17 protein-coding genes are annotated in these 16,736 nt (G+C 59.8%); 7 read left to right on the forward strand and 10 right to left on the reverse strand.

Features of this window, described 5'->3' with window-relative positions:
• Positions 1-28 precede the first annotated feature (28 nt).
• On the reverse strand, positions 29-895 hold the full coding sequence (locus Pan189_RS18305; RefSeq protein WP_145365525.1) for a deoxyribonuclease IV: 867 nt from the start codon (positions 893-895) through the stop codon (positions 29-31).
• A 49-nt stretch (positions 896-944) separates the two neighbouring features.
• Here Pan189_RS18305 and Pan189_RS18310 point away from each other — a divergent pair, with 49 nt between their 5' ends.
• Positions 945-1,427, forward strand: coding sequence for a hypothetical protein (locus tag Pan189_RS18310; protein WP_145365526.1), 483 nt, complete (start codon positions 945-947; stop codon positions 1,425-1,427).
• Between the two features lie 4 nt (positions 1,428-1,431).
• On the opposite strand, the gene Pan189_RS18315 is transcribed toward Pan189_RS18310, so the two are convergent.
• The 4 genes from Pan189_RS18315 to Pan189_RS18330 form a co-directional block, all read right to left on the reverse strand.
• Positions 1,432-2,046 carry an HD domain-containing protein gene (locus Pan189_RS18315; RefSeq protein WP_145365527.1) on the reverse strand — a complete coding sequence of 205 codons (615 nt, stop codon included), beginning with the start codon at positions 2,044-2,046 and terminating at the stop codon, positions 1,432-1,434.
• Positions 2,043-4,049 carry an ABC transporter ATP-binding protein gene (locus tag Pan189_RS18320; protein ID WP_145365528.1) on the reverse strand — a complete coding sequence of 669 codons (2,007 nt, stop codon included), beginning with the start codon at positions 4,047-4,049 and terminating at the stop codon, positions 2,043-2,045. The genes Pan189_RS18315 and Pan189_RS18320 overlap by 4 nt, the downstream gene beginning before the upstream one ends.
• Before the next feature lie 148 nt (positions 4,050-4,197).
• On the reverse strand, positions 4,198-5,145 hold the full coding sequence (locus Pan189_RS18325) for an ABC transporter permease subunit (protein ID WP_145365529.1): 948 nt from the start codon (positions 5,143-5,145) through the stop codon (positions 4,198-4,200).
• Between the two features lie 193 nt (positions 5,146-5,338).
• On the reverse strand, positions 5,339-5,635 hold the full coding sequence (locus Pan189_RS18330) for an acylphosphatase (RefSeq protein WP_310820766.1): 297 nt from the start codon (positions 5,633-5,635) through the stop codon (positions 5,339-5,341).
• A gap of 128 nt (positions 5,636-5,763) precedes the next feature.
• Here Pan189_RS18330 and Pan189_RS18335 point away from each other — a divergent pair, with 128 nt between their 5' ends.
• Positions 5,764-6,606: an MBL fold metallo-hydrolase gene (locus tag Pan189_RS18335; RefSeq protein WP_145365531.1), complete on the forward strand. Its 843-nt coding sequence runs from the start codon at positions 5,764-5,766 to the stop codon at positions 6,604-6,606.
• Between the two features lie 121 nt (positions 6,607-6,727).
• Here Pan189_RS18335 and Pan189_RS18340 read toward each other — a convergent pair whose 3' ends face one another.
• Complete coding sequence (locus Pan189_RS18340; protein WP_145365532.1) at positions 6,728-7,291, reverse strand: Uma2 family endonuclease; 564 nt, start codon at positions 7,289-7,291, stop codon at positions 6,728-6,730.
• 137 nt (positions 7,292-7,428) lie between these two features.
• Between Pan189_RS18340 and Pan189_RS18345 the strand changes: the two genes are divergently transcribed.
• From Pan189_RS18345 to Pan189_RS18355, 3 genes are all read left to right on the forward strand, one after another.
• Entirely contained in the window at positions 7,429-8,781 is a 1,353-nt protein-coding gene (locus Pan189_RS18345; protein ID WP_145365533.1) for an outer membrane protein assembly factor BamB family protein, read from the forward strand.
• On the forward strand, positions 8,768-9,043 hold the full coding sequence (locus Pan189_RS18350; protein ID WP_145365534.1) for a hypothetical protein: 276 nt from the start codon (positions 8,768-8,770) through the stop codon (positions 9,041-9,043). The genes Pan189_RS18345 and Pan189_RS18350 overlap by 14 nt, the downstream gene beginning before the upstream one ends.
• Positions 9,044-9,372: 329 nt before the next feature.
• A complete protein-coding gene (locus tag Pan189_RS18355) occupies positions 9,373-9,693 on the forward strand; it encodes a hypothetical protein (protein WP_145365535.1) in 321 nt (106 codons plus the stop codon).
• A 110-nt stretch (positions 9,694-9,803) separates the two neighbouring features.
• On the opposite strand, the gene Pan189_RS18360 is transcribed toward Pan189_RS18355, so the two are convergent.
• The 4 genes from Pan189_RS18360 to Pan189_RS18375 form a co-directional block, all read right to left on the reverse strand.
• Entirely contained in the window at positions 9,804-10,355 is a 552-nt protein-coding gene (locus Pan189_RS18360; protein WP_145365536.1) for a hypothetical protein, read from the reverse strand.
• A gap of 116 nt (positions 10,356-10,471) precedes the next feature.
• Positions 10,472-12,013 (reverse strand): anthranilate synthase component I family protein, encoded by a 1,542-nt coding sequence (locus Pan189_RS21825; protein ID WP_145365537.1) that lies wholly within the window; start codon positions 12,011-12,013, stop codon positions 10,472-10,474.
• Positions 11,940-13,355: a DUF6513 domain-containing protein gene (locus Pan189_RS18370; protein WP_145365538.1), complete on the reverse strand. Its 1,416-nt coding sequence runs from the start codon at positions 13,353-13,355 to the stop codon at positions 11,940-11,942. Before Pan189_RS18370 ends, Pan189_RS21825 begins: the two co-directional genes overlap by 74 nt.
• Before the next feature lie 52 nt (positions 13,356-13,407).
• A complete protein-coding gene (locus Pan189_RS18375) occupies positions 13,408-14,235 on the reverse strand; it encodes an SDR family NAD(P)-dependent oxidoreductase (protein WP_145365539.1) in 828 nt (275 codons plus the stop codon).
• 822 nt (positions 14,236-15,057) lie between these two features.
• Here Pan189_RS18375 and Pan189_RS18380 point away from each other — a divergent pair.
• Entirely contained in the window at positions 15,058-15,414 is a 357-nt protein-coding gene (locus tag Pan189_RS18380) for an ArsR/SmtB family transcription factor (RefSeq protein ID WP_145366251.1), read from the forward strand.
• Positions 15,415-15,566: 152 nt separating this feature from the next.
• Positions 15,567-16,694, forward strand: coding sequence for a glutamine-hydrolyzing carbamoyl-phosphate synthase small subunit (gene carA, locus Pan189_RS18385; protein WP_145365540.1), 1,128 nt, complete (start codon positions 15,567-15,569; stop codon positions 16,692-16,694).
• The last annotated feature ends 42 nt before the right edge of the window (positions 16,695-16,736 follow it).

Below are 16,736 nucleotides of genomic sequence, written 5' to 3' on the forward strand. Positions count from 1 at the left end.
TTTCGGCGAATTCCCCACGGTCGATGCCTTACCTCGCGCGGGGCTTCAGGCGGCGCAGCAATCCGAGGTTGACCGCATCCCAATCCTTGTCGTCTTTCTCGCGCTGCCCCTTCGGCGTCTCCAGATACATCGGTAGCGAATCAAATCGCGAATCGGTCACGACGTTTCGGAATCCTTCGCGACCGATCTTACCTTGGCCGATATGCTCGTGGCGATCGACGCGGCTGCCAAGTTCCTTCTTGCTGTCGTTCAGATGAAAGGCCGCAACATTCGACAGACCGACGTGATGGTCGAGTTCGGCAATCGTCTGCTCGTAGTCGGTCTCGTCAGCGATCGGATAGCCCGCCGCAAAGATGTGACAGGTGTCGATACAGACGGCGAGCCGCTTGGGACGGGCCGAACGCTTCAGCAATTCGCCGAGTTGTTCAAAGCGGTGGCCGAGATGACTCCCCTGCCCCGCCGTCGCTTCGAGCCAGATGGGAACCTCGCTGTCCGCCTTCGCCAACACCCGGTCGAGGCATTGGGTGATCCGATCCAATCCGAACTCTTCGCCCCGGTCTTTGGGACTGCCCGGATGCAGAACGAGTCCCGCCAAACCGAGTTGCTCGGCCCGCTCTAATTCGACGATCAGACCGTCGATCGATTTATGCCACAACTCATCGTCCGGAGCAGCCGGATTGAGCAAATAGCTCGTATGGGCACAGGGATAAGACAACCCGGCCCCTTCGACCGCCTCGCGAAATAGAGAGACATCCTCTTCGGTAATCGGCTTGGCTCGCCATTGATTGTTGTTCTTGGTGAAGATCTGCACGCAGTCCATTTTGAGAGCGGCGGCGGCTTCGGCGGCTTTGTGGTAACCTCCGGCGATCGACAGGTGGGCACCGAATAGCGGCATTGTTCATTCTCTTGACTTGTTTTCCGTCTCTTCCGGGATCGTCAGCTTGATGCCATCTTACCTGATCGTGCTACTGGCGGCAGTCGCGGCCGCGATGGGCGTCCTACTCGCGATCGTTGTCACGGCGCATCCCCGGCGAATGCGAAGGCAGCGGGTTGCGCTCAAGCAATTTCGACTGAATCGGGAGCGGCTCGAAGCGATCTTTCTGAGGGAAGCGAATCGCCGCGGCAAGCCTCGGGGAGTCCGATGGGTCCGCTGCAACTGGGGTGATGAGATTGTCTTTGCGGAGGAACGCACGTCATCGCTGCTGACGGCCTTCGTTCAGCTTTCCGTCGGCTTTGAAGCGATCGAGGGGGGCGAGATGGAAGACGTCGAAGCGGTCAGTCTGATTCGCGATACCACCGGCCTGTTTCATTACGAAGGTCGCACCTGGGGCACCGGCGGCAGGGCGTTGTTCAATATGGGACCCGACGAAGCCGTCGAGCGGCTCGGCGACCAATACGAAAGAATTGAACCGCTCGACGTTGGGTGACGCGTTAAGCGGCGTCGGCTTCCAATTGATCCAAGACCGCTGTGACCTCGCGACACAGTAACGCGATGCGCTCATCGTCAACCCCGCAGGCTTCGACCCGCTTACAATGCGCATCGAGAATTTCAGTGCGGGGGGCATTGAATCGGTCCCAGAAATCCGCCGACACCTCTTGATCAGCCAGCATCGTGCTGAGATTGTGCAACTGATCGGCCAGTGCGATCGCTTTGCCTTCGACCGAAGCGTCCCGGAGCCGCTTCAGATGTTCCGCTTTGCGGGTCACCCAAGGGAGGCTCTCTCCCGCAGCGTCGCGTTTCTGCTCCGACAATTCACCGATCAATTCGAGCACGCGCAGCGGAAATCGCTCCGCGAGGTCGTCCCACGAACGAGGCGTGTCCTCGATCACGTCGTGTAACACCGCCGCGGCGATCGTCTCTTCCTCTTCGAATCCCGCACGCGCGAGGATCAACGCGACGGCAGCCGGGTGATAGAAATAAGGGAGTCGGGAGGCCTTGCGGAATTGCCCGTCATGGGCGATCGACGCTTCGCGAAACGCCATCTCGACCAAGGGAGGCCAAATCGAATCGGACCGCCGGTTGGTTGCCACGCCGATCTGCCTCACTGAGGTTTTCCGTCGCCGATCACTTGGGAATCGGTCACGCGAAACTCGTTGTACCGGACGTACTCCCAGTGACGATACAGCGGCGATCGGCGGATCAAATCGACGTGCTTGCCGATGCCCGCCACCCGGCCTTCGTGCACCAGCGCGACTTCGTCCGCCTTCTTCAGAGACGACAAGCGCTGCGGCAACATAATGACCGTCCGCCCCGGGAAGATCCGCTTGTAGGCATCGTCGATCAACGACTTGGTGTCCTCATCGAACGGCTCCTCCGGCTCTTCGATAACTAGCACCGCGGGATCACGCAGGATGGCCCGCGCGAGCGAGATTCGAAATTGCTGGCCGACATTGAGATCTTCGCCGCCCGCACCGATGACCGTTTCGTACCCTTGCTCCAACTTCTGAATGAAATTGTGGGCTCGGGCAATTTTCGCCGCTTCGATCACCTGGTGGAGGGAGACCTCCTCACGGCCGGCGGTAATGTTTTCGCGAATCGAATAGCTGAAACACTGCTCACGAACCGACGCGATCACCGTCTCGGCCCTGAGCGACTCGAGCGTGGCCCACGCGGTGTCTTCGTTGTCGTAGCGAATGCGACCGCTCGTCGGCTCAATAAATCTTGGCAGCAGATCGACGATCGCGCGGCCGGCCATCGGCTCGGTGGCGACAATTGCCACGAACTTTCCAGCGAAGACCTGTAGGTCGAGTCGGTCGAGCAGCAGCCCGCGATCGGGCGATTTGTAGCTGACCGATTCGAATCGAATCCGATCACTTAACGGCTGCAGAAATTTCGCGCCGACGGCCTGCGCGACGGTCGGCGAACGGTTGAGATAGCGATATACCCGATCGGCCGCTTCGGCCGCCGCGATCCGGTCACGGCGAAGTTCGATCAGCATTTCAGCCGGTCTGTACATCGCGCCGAAGATCGCCAGCAGGAGTAGCGCCGCTGCCAACGTCATGCCCTCGGCCCCGGCGAGTACTTTGATACCGATCAGCAACACCACCAGCGCGAAGCAGATAATCAGGAGCGTCCGGAATGTGACGCGTGAGGCACGCTGCCTCTTCCGCAGGGCGGTTGCATCTTTCTGGTAGCGACCCAACTCCTGCTCGAATCGTTGTTCGTCGAATTGCTCCATCCCGAAGCCGCGAATCAGTCGCGCTCGGGTGAGACTTTCGCTCAGCAGTCGTATCTCGCGCAGCGCGACAGCATTGGCCGCCCGGGTCGTTTCGGCCATTCGACGCCGCTCGCGATGAAACAGGAACCAGCAAACCGCCAGCGGCAACAGGCACTGCAGTGTGACCAGCCATTGGACGGAAAACGCCATCGCCGATAACAGCACCAATTTCGCCGGGTGGCGGCCGATGCGATAGGCGAACAGGGCGACGCCGTCGCGAATGCGATCACAATCCTCGGTGAAGAACTGGACGATATTGTTCGAATCGCGGCCGGTGAGATCGGCCGTGCCGAGTCGTAAGGCCTGGCGGTGAAGCATCCGACGCAGCCGGGTCACCGTTTCGAGGGCGGCGCGGTCACTCAATCCGCGGGCGATCGACAGCAGCCCGGCCCGCAACAGTCCGAGAACCACCCCCGCACCAATCAGAATCAGCAACGTGGTCCGGTTCCCCTGAAACGCCGGGATTGCATGATAGAGCCCGTAAAACACAGGTCCGAACGGGGTCGAGCGTGACCACCAGACGGCGTGAAGCAGGCCGCCGTCTTCGACGACCTCAGTGAGCATAACCGGAGCAAGCGGCACCGGTCCGTCCGCGGGGGGTTCGGCAGGTCGGCCCGTTCGCAGTTCATAGAACTCTTCCGCGTCGTCGACCTCGACCACCACGCGGCCGCGGCTCTCGAGCAGGTCGGCGATCAGGAATCCGTCAACAAGCAATAAACAGAGCGTAATCGACCCAACAAGGGAGCAAAGCACCGACCCCAGCGCTGCCCCGCGGAACAACGCCCAGCGTGGGAAGACTCGCTGAAATGTCTCGGAAACGTTTTGACTCACCGCGGCGCCCTGCGAAACGAGGTCGGTCGCTCGAAAAAATTCGGGCGTGCGGCCTCCGAGTGCCTTCGCGGACGCGGCCGAGGTCCGTCAGCGACCGCCTGATACTTAGAGCATATTCGGGACAGCAGCCGTGTCAAAGACAGCCGCCTCAGGCGAGATCGCGATCTTCGAACAAGATGAAGCCGAACAGGATCGCCGCCCCGACGTAGGCGAGGCAATAAACGGCCGACCATCCGATGTAATCGGGCGGCACGAGGACATTGCGCGCGATCGCCGCCTCGATCTTGAAGAACTCGAGCACCGGCAACACCGTCGCGATCAACTGCGCCACGAACTGCACGACTTCGATCGAGCGATTACTCGTTTCAGCCAGTACCAGCACCGGTGTGAGGTGCCCCACGATGAAGATCGCGAAGCACGCCGTCATGTTGACGACCATCGGCAGTCGGGTCGCAATCGCGACGCTGATCGCTGTCACGATCGCCGCCTCCATGCAAACCAGCAACACTCCCGGGATGACCTGCACCGCCTGCGAAATGCACTCGACCCACTCCGGCTTCTCGCCGCCCGACTCCGCTGCGTCGTAAATTGGTTTGAAGGTGACCAGCCCTAAGAAGATCACCGACAGAATCACGATCAGCAGGAGCACGGCTTGGAGAATCCCGACGTACTTCCCCAATACGAACTGCAAGCGGTTGATCGGTTTGGAGAGCAGCGTCATCGCGGTCTTGCCTTCGATTTCGTCCGTCACACTCGTGCTGGCGGTCCAGATCGCCAGCAGCAAGCTCGAAACCAAAATCGTGACCAGCCCGACATCTTTGAGCATCTTGACGTCTTCGCCGAACGAGAAGTACGGGATGACCGTACTGACGCCCAATAGCAGCGTCGACAAAATCAGAATCATGAGAAACAGCGGCTGGCGAATCGCTTCCTTGGTCGTGGCCGCCGCGATCACCCCGGCGCGACTGAACAGTCGAAACGCCAACAGAGCTCCGGCAAAAGCGATGACACCGGCAAAAACTCCGATCCAGCCCGGCGATAAAATCTGGGCGAGAATCTCGTTCGATTCAGCGCCGAAAAGCAACATGTTGTCCATGGGATTCGATCGTATCACGCAGAGAAGACGTCAATATGGAGAAATGCAGGCCCCGGCGCAGACCGATCACCTGATCTTGGACACCTGGTAAACGTCAAAAGCGGCGGGAGTGTTGGATCGTAATCGGCGGATCGGGCGACGAAAAGCGTGGACTGACCCGTCAGCGTCCATTTTGGTGGCGGGGTGACGCCGTTCACCGCCGAATCTCGAATTGCTCGAACGACTCGGCGGGCGTCACATTTCCCTCTTCGACGTTCGTCAGATTGGCGGAAAATCGGTCGCGAATCGACGACAAAAACCGGTCGATCTCCGAACATGAACCCGCGGCGATCAACTCAACCGTCCCGTCCGCCTGGTTTCGGACATAGCCGGTCACCGCGAACCGCGAGGCGATCGATTGGGTCGTTGCCCGAAAGCCGACGCCTTGCACGCGTCCGTGAAAGATCACCCGCTTGGCCCCCGTGTCGCTATTTGCCGGATCACTCGACATGAGAATTCCGCTTTCTTTGCTCGCTAAAGAAGGACTCTCGTCGGTTTGACTTCGACGCATCGCATCCCGACCCTTGGTCTCCCCGCAAATCGAATTTGCCATTTCCACAGCCCCGAACCCGTCGTTTGATGATTGAAAATCTCCCGCTTCGCCAGATTAAGCATGGCGAGTTCACGATCGAAGGCTACTCCCGCGCTGCGGTGCAGAGCTATTGGCGTATTCCCGAACTGAAGCTCGCCTTCGAACTCGGCGGCAGCCCGTGGGACTTCATGGGCACGCCCACGGCGTTCGTCTCTCACGGGCACCTCGACCACCTGGCGGCAATCCCCGTCTACGTCGCCCGGCGGCGGATGATGAAAATGGAGCCGCCGGTCATCTATCTGCCGGAAGAGATCGTCGACAACGTCTGGCGAATGCTCAGGGCGTGGCAGAAGCTCGACCGCGGACGCATGTTGTGCGAACTCGTCGGGGTCAAAGGCGGGGAGGAGATCGAACTCAGTCGCGAGCACGTCGTGACGGTCTTTCCGACCGCGCACACCGTCCCCAGCGTCGGCTACATCATCTGGGATCGCCGACGGAAGCTGAAGCCGGAGTATCAGTCACTCTCGCAAGACGAAATTCGTGAGCTGGCGACAGCCGGGACCGACGTTAGTGGTGAAGTCCGGGTCCCTCAAATCTGTTTTACCGGCGACACCGCGCCGAAGGGACTCGATGCCGACCCGGCCGCTTACGAAGCGAAGATACTCATCACGGAGATGACTTTTTTCCGACCGGAACATCGCAAGGAAAAAATCCACAAATTCGGCCACATGCATTTGGACGACATTCTGGAGCGCGCCGAGCGCTTTCAAAATGAGCTCATTGTGCTCGCGCACTTCAGCACCCGCTATCAGGACCACCAGGTGCGTCGCGCTGTCGATCGACGAATGCCCGAGTCGCTTCGCTCCCGCGTCGAACTCTGGACCGAGTAACAATCAATCGCGATCAAACAAGCCCGCAGCGCAAGCAAGGGATGAAATCACCCGACCACCCAACGTCGCACCGACCCCGACCGATCCGAGATATCCTCGACCAACACCACACGTGACCCCATCACCGATACCACTTCGGGATCGCGAACAGGTCCTCAATCGTCACCGCCAATTCGAGATCAATCAGCGGGACGAGCGGGTCGTCTTCGCGATAAATCGCAGGCAGACCTTCACGCGGTGCGATCGTCAGCGCCTGTTCGTGCGGATCGATCACCCAGACCGCCCCGACCCCGGCATCATGATATTCGAGAATCCGCTCCGCACAGTGCAGCCGACGTTGCGGATCGGCAGCGATTTCGATCGCCACTTCTGGCACTCGATCGGCGATCACTTCCCCGACTTCGCCGAAGCGGTCACCCCCTCGAAACGCGACCGCGGCGGGAAAACGAATCGTATCGGGGTCGTGCAGCGTTTGAATCCCGAGATCAAAGCACGGGGCCGCGTCGATGGATCGATCGGCACGCATCGCAGTTCCGATCGCTTTCGACAGATTTAACACAATCGTGCCGTAAATCTCGTCGGGCGGATCGAGCACGACCGGCCTGCCCTCGACCAACTCGGTCCACCGACCGCCGTCTGGCAGTTCGTGTCGCGTGCTTGAGAATTCTTCGGCCGTAACTTGCATCGATCCGTCAGCTAGAATCCGCAGGAGACCGGAACCGTTTGCCAAGGCGTCTGTGAAGTCTAACGATACAGGCTCAGAAGTGTCTCGCGACTGTCCCGCCCCCGTTCAAATTCCAACGAAACCGAACGCCTGTTCTCATGTTAGCTCGGACTGCCCTCCTCACTTTTCTCGCGATCGCCCACCTGTTGGTGCTCGGATGTGCGAAACGCAGCACCGAGACACCGCAGGATCAAACGACACCCGGCGAGCCGCCTGCGATGTCGGCACCGGTGTCAGCCGATTGGCCCACACCCTTCGGCCCGCGGCATGACAGCACCTCGGCGGAAACCGGCCTCAAGCATGACTGGCCGGACAGCGGCCCGCCGGTCCTGTGGGAACGCCCCTGCGGACTCGGCTACAGCATCCCGGTCGTCTCCGACGGTCGGCTGATTCTGTTCGAACGCGTCGATGATCGCGAAATCCTCACGGCTCTGGATGCCGCGACGGGCGAGTTGCAGTGGGAACACGCCTACCCGGCGACCTACGTCAAAGAATTCGAAGCCTACAGCGACGGCCCCTACGCGACCCCGGTGATCGACGGCGACGCCCTCTTCGCCCTCGGAGCGGCGGGAACGTTCCGCTGCCTCGACTTCCAAACTGGAGAACTCCGCTGGCAGCGACAATTGGCCGATGAATATAAGTCGGAACCGAACGCTTTCGGCATGGGGTCCAGTCCGCTGGTAATCGGCGATCAGGTGATCGTTTGCGTGGGCGGCACCGTCACCGGTCCCAACGGTCACGGAACAGGAATCGTCTCGCTCGATCGCACCACGGGCCAAACCCGCTGGACGGCCACCAACTACGGCGACAGCTACGCCACTCCCAAAGTCGCCACGATGCATGGGCGCGACTTTCTATTCGTGCTGACCGAAAAGGCCTTCGTGGTGCTCGATCCGGCAAACGGGACAGTGCTTGATGACGTCCCCTATGAAGTGCGCGGGGCACGGGAACGAGTCACCGCAGTCTCCCCCGTCTTCGGACCGGACGGCGAAACCGTCATGATCACCGGTGGCCCGGGCCCGGGCACCATCCTGTTTCGCGTGTCGGCTGAAGGAAAATTAACCGAAGTGTGGAAGGACCACCGCATCCTCGACAGCCAATTTAATAACCTGACGGTGGTCGATTACGTCGTGTTCGGCTTCACGTCGGGTTGGACACAAAAGATTTTTCGCTGCGTCGACTATAAGACCGGCGAACTGCTGTGGGAGTGGGACTCCGACCTCCGCAACGGCACGTCAATCTACGCCGACGGGCATCTCTATCTACTCGGAGAAGCCGGCCGACTCGCCTGCCTGAAGTTTAATAGAGCCGAGCCGCAGGTCGTCTCCATGACGAGCGATCCGCTCTTAAAATCTCCAACTTATACGGCCCCCGCGTTGTCAAAACATCGTCTTTACCTCCGCAACGAGTCCCGAATCATTTGCTGCGACCTCTCTAATGAAAAAAGATAAAGACGAGGCCCCTCGCGGCGAGGTCATCCTTCGGGGCCTCAACCCTGAGGGAGGATTGGTGGTCGAGGTCCGCCTCGACGTATTTAAGTATTACGAAGAACTTCACGAACTTCTGGACGATGGAATCGAATACCGGTCGTCACGAAACATCACTTTTGTGACCGGGGAAATCTATGATTACGAGGGAAAGAAGGACCAAGAATTTACAAACTTCTATGGTTCCGACGGAACCTTCATTCGCAACGAAGTTAAGTTCTTTTGAAATGTGAAGCCGGGTGGCTGGGGACGGGCGCGAATTGGACTGCGGCTTCATGACGGGAACGCGACCGATGGCGGACCAACCGCCCGCCCACAGCGAATCACGCTCGGGCTGTGAAGGATCGGCGGAGTCCACCCCGCGCTCGCTGGAGGCGGCTCTACGAGACCGTCCCCAGCCACCCACAAAATCTGAAAAGATTTTCAGAATACGCGTAACAACACCGCGCGCTCTTCGCTCCCTAGAATGTCACAGTGATGTCAGGCCGGATCCCGCGGAGTGCCGGCGTCACCTTCACGATCAACTCGCGGGGCGTTCGAAGAGGAGATGTTGTGATGCGTTTTTCCACGGGAACCATTCTGGCGGCCCTCGTCCTGCTGACTTGTTCATTCGCGGCCGAACCGGCACTCGCTCAGATCGGCGGCGGGGGCCGGGGACCGACGCTCAACGGCCGCAATCGGAACAGCCCGATGGTGCGTTGGTGGTCGAAAAGTTTTTCCCGCAACAGCCGAATCCGGATGGTCGCCGAAGACCGCATCGGCCCGCGAAACGAGGTCCGGTCCCGCCATCAGTCCTACTACCGCACGCCGACGTACTATCGCTACGGCTCCCGCTACCACAGCCAGCCGCAGATCATCTACCGTCGGCATCGATAAACGCGGTCACGATCCTGTCATCTCATGCGAGAAGTCGCCCGGCCAAGAACGGCCGGGCGACTCGCTGCGCAGGCGTTGAAGTGTCAAGCGATTGAAGCGTGACGGCTCCGTCAATCTGCAACATCCGAAACGGCCGGTGGTTCACGGGTCATGACCAGATAGGCCGGGACGAAGGCCAACCACGCTCCGTATCGCATTGCGTAAAAGCTGAATTGCACGAAATAGAAGCCCGGCGATACGACGTCGAAGTCGAGATCGAGATATGGGTGAGCTGAGACGCCGATCAGGCCGGCGCACAGCCAAATGGCTGTCGCCACAACGATCGCCACGGCATAGCCAACGAGAATGGACCAGGTGCGAACTTCCCACGAGCATCGCCGACCGACGAAGAAAAGATAAATCGCAAAGCCGACGCTGCCAATCAGCATCGATTCCCGAACCGCTGATCGAATGACGATAAAGTTCGTCAAGAACTTCGGACAGCCCAGAATCTTCCAATAGAAATGGCTGTCGACCTCGAAATTGATCGCGGTCACCATAGCGGTCCAGCAGGCCGCGAGTGTCCAACCGACGGTCCATAAAACAAGCCATCGCAATAGTTGCAGCAGCCCACCGTCAGAGCTTCGCTGAAACAGAGATGCCGTGTCACGGATCGGCCCCATCGTTTTCTCCAATTCAACTGACAGCGTAAAACCGCGTGAACCCCGTCGCTCACCCGCGATCGCTGATGTACAACCCTCAACTCTCAACCCTTAACCCTCGACTCTCAACCCCCAACTCAAACCAACTCCAGCGCCGCGAGCATCCCCACTGCTTTGTCGATCGTTTCCTGATATTCGGCCTGCGGGTCGCTGAGCATGGTGATCCCGCCGCCGACGGGGAGTTGGGCCCAACCGCCGCGGCAGAGGATTGTGCGAATGAGGATGTTCGCCGCGGCCTGCCCGCCGAATCCCTGATAGAAGAGATTGCCGCAGTAGGGTCCGCGCACGGTCGGTTCGAGTTCGCCGATGATCTCCATCGCTCGGACCTTCGGCGCCCCGCTGATTGATCCGCCCGGCAGCGTGGCTGCGAGAAGGTCCCATAGCGTGCGGTCCTTATTAAGCGTGCCGGTCACTTCCGAAACGAGGTGATGAACCGTCGCAAACGATTCGAGTCGGCACAACTTCGGCACCCGCACCGATTCGTCGGTGCAAACGCGCGACAGGTCGTTGCGCAGTAGGTCGACAATCATCACGTTCTCGGCTCGATCCTTCTCGCTGCATTCGAGATCGATCCTCACGCCGAGATCGGCCTCCGGCGTCAATTGCCGACGGCGCGTGCCTTTAATTGGTCGGGTCACGACATCACGGCCATCGAGTTGCACGAACGACTCCGGTGATGCACTCAGCAACCACCAATCGTCGAAATGGGCAAGTCCCGCGTAGGGTGCCGCGTTGCCGGTCCGCAGCCGCGAATAGAAATTCAGCGGATCGCCCCGAAAGGGCGTTAGCAACCGCTGCGAGAGATTCGCCTGAAAAATATCTCCGGCGCGGATGTACTCGATCACCCGGCCGACCGCTTCGCGATATTCGGCAGCCGGGTGATCACTGAAGACATTCGCGATCTCGGCATGCGGATGAAGTACCGACGGGTCCGGTTCGATTTGACTCGCGGAAGCAGCGGGCAAAGCCGCGAAATTGGATTCGGCGGAGACTCTCCGCCGAATCCATTCCGCTCTCGCTTCGGCAGACATCGATTGAGGCACCGCCGCCGATGCCCCGAAATCATGGACGATCGACTCCACCGAGTCGTTCGTGTGGTCCCACACGATCGCCCAGTCGTAAAGGCCGACGGTCATAGCGGGAAAGCCAAATTCATCGATCCGGGCCGGCCTCACGTGCTCGAAGCAGCCACCCAGTTCGTAGCTAAGCACCCCGGCCAATCCGCCCGAAAACGGCGGCAAGTGCCGTCCGGGTTCGCACATCGCAATCGCCTCAGACAGTTGATGAAGCTCGGCGAACGGGTCGGTCCCATATTCGGCGTGCTGCAGATCGAACCGCCGCACCGGATCGGCGGTGAGAAAGGAATATCGTCCAGCCTGCGAAGCGCCGGGCCTGTCCGCGTCCGCGCTGTCGAAGACCAGTAATCCGTCGCAATCCGCGAAGCAGCCGATCGCAGATTCGATCGTGAGATCTGTCGACAGCAATTCGCGAATGGTTGGCAAAGCGGCGGAACCTGCCGCAGTGCGATCGTTCTTCGGGCCGGGCTCACTCACTGGCGTCCGGCTCCACCATCGGGTTTCGCTCCCGGTGCCGACGCTCGACAGCGCTGACTTCCGCATTTGTCAGAAGGCCCCACGAGAGTGATTGGTCCTGCCGATATGTCTTACCAAGCGTCATCGCGGTGGCCGCCTTCGACAGTTCGTAGCCGAGATAAAAGGAGTGCGAGGGCTCGAGCGGGCCGACCTCTCGATGCATGGCGTCGAACACCTCGAACGGATCGTCGCCCGACCAGTGCCCGTCGCGGTTCATCAAATGAATCCCGTCCTCGGCGACGAATACCCGAAAATTCGCATCGCGGATTGCGTTGGCCACGACACAGAGTTCTTCATCGCTGATCCGCACTGCCTTCGGATCACGCAGCATCGCCAGTGAAGAATCGACATGCTTCGGCAGCGCTCGCTCCGTTAATGAATGCCGGACCAACCGACGGGCGACATCGAGCTCTTGTACCGAAGACCGACACCAATTGATGACCTGCGTGGTCAGCACGCTCTTGATGCCCCATTCCTGACAGCACGCGGCGAGCAGGAAGTTGACCCCCGCCGAATCAACCTCCGTCAATTCGGTGAGGTTGCCAACGCCCATCATCATGCGGGCATTGGGCCAGCGCCGCCGGGTCTCACGATATCGGACGAGCGATTCGGCAAACCCGAATCCGATCGGTTCCAGAATCGGATCGAGCCGGTACCTCGTTCCGGCCGCTTCGAGCCGATCGATGACGTCCGTCATCGTTTCCGGGTATTTCGGATCATCGGGGATGACCACGACTTCGGCGCCGCATCCCGAAAGTGCCGCAACATTGGAGGAGTTGCAGCTCAGAACGAGTTCCGCCCCGGCATCGATCGCTGCGCTGACCTCCGCAGCGTCGAACGAATCGATCGACACCCGGTGACCGTCCCGCACAAGTCGGTCGACGATCTCGCCCATGCGTTCGCTCGGCTCGCCGGGAACGCAACCAACGTCAATGACATCGGCGCCGCGTTCGCGATAGTCGCGAGCGATCCGCATCAGCTCCGCATCGTCGAGCCGGGGCGCGTGATTGATTTCGGCGATGATCTCAATATCGTAGCGCGACAAATCAGCCTTTCGTGACTTCTTTCCGCTGAGATATTCGGGCAAATCATAGAGATCGAACGGCCCGCGTTCGAATCGCGTCTCGAACTGTCGCTCCAGATCATCCAATTCTCCGTCGCACCAACCGGGGAGGATGACGCGATCGTAGCGATGCTCTAAATGCAGCCGACGCGAGACGAGCTTCGGCGTGATGAACGCCGCGACGTTCACCCCGATGACCTCGACATCAAAATCGAATGTCGATCCTCCTCCGGCTTGTTGCAGGACGTTCCGCAGCGAGTGCTCCGCCAGATGGCCAGTCACGAAAAGGATGCGTTCGCGAGTCATCGGTTGACCACTCCTCGTGTTGCCCCGGTCCGTTGCGACTTGTCGGCAGCGTTCATCGCGCCGCGCCGCCATTGACGTTGATGACCTGCCCGGTGATGAAGCTGGCGTCGTCGCTGGCGAGAAAACGAATCGCCTTCGCGATGTCTTCCGGCGTGCCCCAACGCCGCAGCGGCGTTTCGTCAATCACCCGCTGCTGCCAGTACTCACTGGCCCCCTCACCCCAAGCCGTCTGAATCCAGCCCGGTGCCACACAATTGACGCGGACATCCGGCGCCAGTGAAACCGCGAGGGACCGCGTAAACCCCATCACGGCATTCTTGGCCGTCGCAAACAGTTCGCCGCTGTCCCCCTCCATTCCCACTTCGGCGAGATCCCAACCGATATTGATGATTGAACGAGACGCGGGCGCGCCGTCGCGACGAGCCGCTTCGGCCATTCGCAGTCCGAATGACTTAGCGACTTCGACCGTCACCGCGATGTCGACCTCGAACAGTCGCCGCAACTTATCACCGTAGGCCAGCTCACTTTCGGACCCGGTCAGTAAATCGACACCCGCATTGTTCACCACGACGTGCGGCACGCCAAATCGTTCAAAGGTCGCCCGCTCCAGTTCCGCTCGAACGAACGGGTCAGCGAGATCTCCGACGAACGTTTCCACGCGACCGCCGAATTCGCGGCAATCGCTTGCCGATCGTTCCAGCGATTCCCGAGAGGACCGACAGGTGATCAGCAAGTCGGCTCCGGCTTTCGCAAGCTGAATCGCGATCGCCCGGCCGATGCCGGAGGATGCGCCCGTGACAACGGCACTGCGTCCGGGCAAGGCTGCAAAAGCAGCCGCGCCCTCGGCGGAATCGGCGGTTGCATCTTCGGGCTCGCTCATCGGATGTCGCTGATGATCCTATTCGGTCCGTTCCGCACAATCAGACGAAAAACTTAAGTGTCGAACGGACAGAGGCAACCCTGCGTAAGTACGACGCAGCGCACCTGACCGCAATCGGGTTATCCTACCGCTCGCGAAAAGGTCGAGACTTCTTTTTATAATTTGAAGAACTGAGGCAATTCGCGGAAACGCTGCTGAATATTGCGGCAGTACTGCCCGCCCCCATCGCCCCGCCAAATGACTTAAATAGTTTCAAGACTTCACGTTAAACGCGCCAGCGTCCCCGCCGATACGCCATGTGGACCACCATTTGCATTATTGGGGTACCAGCCGGCTGCAGCAGGAGGCAGACGGCCGGAAACCAAAATCCCTTCCCCGAAAGGAGGCCGCGAGCGTGACGTAAACCATACGTTATAAATACCTTGCGGAATATCTCAATCAAACGAAGAAAGACGTTGACCGGTTGAGGCAACCGGTTGATAATCGGACGGTCGAAGCGAACCAAAGCGATCACGTTCTGTCGGTTCTGCATGAGCCAGCGAAATTCCGATGATCGAATTCGACTGAACTCTGCTATGATCCACGAGCCAGAAGTCTGCTGACAGACTCGACAGATCTTCCTGGCGATGCTGATGAGGCCCGGGAGGACCGGTGCCTCACTCCCCTAACCCTCTTTCGGAACGACAAGTGAACTGAACGATGCGGGCCCGATGCCGCGAAAGGCCGTTCGCCCGAACTTTGTTCCAATCACAACCTATAGGACTCAAGATGATGACTGCTGCCACTTTTGATCGAAACGTCGACGAACGAAGCCCGGAAGATATGGCTTCCGCGACGATCGCCGACCTGCCGCTTCAGCTCGAAAAAGACCTCGTGCAGGTCTTCAAGCTGCTCAGCGACGAAACGCGACTCCGCGTCCTGATGTATCTGATTCAGGAAACGGAACTACACGTAACGGCCCTCTGCGAGCGGCTCGGTCAGAGCCAGCCCGCCGTCAGCCATCACCTCGCGCTGCTTCGCGTGGCCGGGCTGATCGAAGCCCGCCGCGACGGTAAGCATAACTACTACTCGATCCGCCGGAATCACTTCCACCGGATTATGTCTGAGCTCTTCAGCTACATCCGCAACCCGGAAACAGACGACGTGCGATTCGACGACTTTGTCCTCGCACAGCGATAAGTCCTGAGTTGGCCCTCCGGGCCGTGACGAACCCATCGAGACCGCCGGCCCTGTGTCGGCGGTCTCTTTTCATTTGTCGGCCGCAACATCACAATGCCGCAGATTTACACCGCTTTCGCACCGCCCTGCTCCGATCGACCCCACCCTGCCGCATGTCTCGCATCGCCAAACTTGCTCTCGCCGACGGAACCGTATTCGAAGGAGAAGCCTTCGGAGCCGAGGGCGAAGTCTTCGGTGAGGTCGTGTTCAATACCAGCATGACCGGCTATCAGGAGATCCTCACCGATCCCTCGTACTGCGGGCAAATCGTCACGATGACCTACCCGCAGATCGGCAACTACGGCGTGAATAGCGAGGATGTCGAGAGCGGCGGCATCAAGGCCCGCGGCTTTATCGTTCGTGAATACTGCCGCCGACCCAGCAATTACCGCAGCGACCGCTCGCTCGACGAATTGCTCACCGAGCAGGGCGTCATTGGTATCGAGGGCCTCGACACCCGCGCGCTCGTCCGCAGGCTTCGCGTCGAGGGGGCCATGACCGGCGTCCTGTCGACTACCGACCTTGATAACGCCTCATTAATCGAGAAGGCGAAGTCCAGTCCGGAACTGAGCGGGATCGACTACGTCAAGGAGGTCATGCCTTCCGAGTCGAATGATTGGGCGAGCGGCCTCGACGAACTCGGTCGCGGACTGCAAGAATTTCCCAGCGACAAATCTCAGGCCGAGCCACACGTCGTCGCCATCGACTACGGCATGAAATGGAACATCCCGCGTCATCTCCGCGAGTCAGGCTGCCGGGTGACGGTCATGCCGGGCAATTCGTCTGCCGAAGACATTCTCAAACTGAATCCGGACGGCGTATTTCTCTCCAACGGCCCGGGCGACCCCCGGCCGCTTAATTATGCGGTCGAGACGATCCGCGGGTTGCTCGGGCAAACGCCGGTCTTCGGAATCTGTCTCGGGCACCAGCTTCTCGGCCTCGCCTGCGGTGCGGATATCTTTAAATTGAAGTTCGGTCACCGCGGGGCGAATCAGCCGGTGCTCAATCGCGAATCGGGACAGGTAGAGATCACCTCACAGAATCACGGCTTCGCGCTCGTCGCCGACTCGATGCCCGAAGACGTCGAGGTCACGCACTTGAACCTCAACGACGACACGGTCGCCGGCATCCGCCATCGCAAGCACAACGCGTTCAGCGTGCAGTATCACCCCGAAGCCTCTGCCGGCCCGCACGACAGCCACTACCTGTTTCATCAATTTAAGTCGATGCTGAATACTTAGCAGTCAGCTTTCGGCCGTCAGTTCTCAGCCAATACAACTCAC

The organism is Stratiformator vulcanicus (assembly GCF_007744515.1).
Lineage (GTDB): Bacteria > Planctomycetota > Planctomycetia > Planctomycetales > Planctomycetaceae > Stratiformator > Stratiformator vulcanicus.

Coding starts and splice junctions, on each gene's coding strand:
- Pan189_RS18380 (WP_145366251.1), top strand. CDS start 15,058: ATGGCTTCCGCGACGATCGCCGACCTGCCGCTTCAGCTCGAAAAAGAC.
- Pan189_RS18330 (WP_310820766.1), bottom strand. CDS start 5,635: ATGTCGAGTGATCCGGCAAATAGCGACACGGGGGCCAAGCGGGTGATC.
- Pan189_RS18305 (WP_145365525.1), bottom strand. CDS start 895: ATGCCGCTATTCGGTGCCCACCTGTCGATCGCCGGAGGTTACCACAAA.
- Pan189_RS18325 (WP_145365529.1), bottom strand. CDS start 5,145: ATGGACAACATGTTGCTTTTCGGCGCTGAATCGAACGAGATTCTCGCC.
- Pan189_RS18310 (WP_145365526.1), top strand. CDS start 945: ATGCCATCTTACCTGATCGTGCTACTGGCGGCAGTCGCGGCCGCGATG.
- Pan189_RS18345 (WP_145365533.1), top strand. CDS start 7,429: ATGTTAGCTCGGACTGCCCTCCTCACTTTTCTCGCGATCGCCCACCTG.
- Pan189_RS18370 (WP_145365538.1), bottom strand. CDS start 13,355: ATGACTCGCGAACGCATCCTTTTCGTGACTGGCCATCTGGCGGAGCAC.
- carA (WP_145365540.1), top strand. CDS start 15,567: ATGTCTCGCATCGCCAAACTTGCTCTCGCCGACGGAACCGTATTCGAA.
- Pan189_RS18360 (WP_145365536.1), bottom strand. CDS start 10,355: ATGGGGCCGATCCGTGACACGGCATCTCTGTTTCAGCGAAGCTCTGAC.
- Pan189_RS18355 (WP_145365535.1), top strand. CDS start 9,373: ATGCGTTTTTCCACGGGAACCATTCTGGCGGCCCTCGTCCTGCTGACT.
- Pan189_RS18350 (WP_145365534.1), top strand. CDS start 8,768: ATGAAAAAAGATAAAGACGAGGCCCCTCGCGGCGAGGTCATCCTTCGG.
- Pan189_RS18340 (WP_145365532.1), bottom strand. CDS start 7,291: ATGCAAGTTACGGCCGAAGAATTCTCAAGCACGCGACACGAACTGCCA.
- Pan189_RS18335 (WP_145365531.1), top strand. CDS start 5,764: ATGATTGAAAATCTCCCGCTTCGCCAGATTAAGCATGGCGAGTTCACG.
- Pan189_RS18375 (WP_145365539.1), bottom strand. CDS start 14,235: ATGAGCGAGCCCGAAGATGCAACCGCCGATTCCGCCGAGGGCGCGGCT.
- Pan189_RS21825 (WP_145365537.1), bottom strand. CDS start 12,013: ATGCGGAAGTCAGCGCTGTCGAGCGTCGGCACCGGGAGCGAAACCCGA.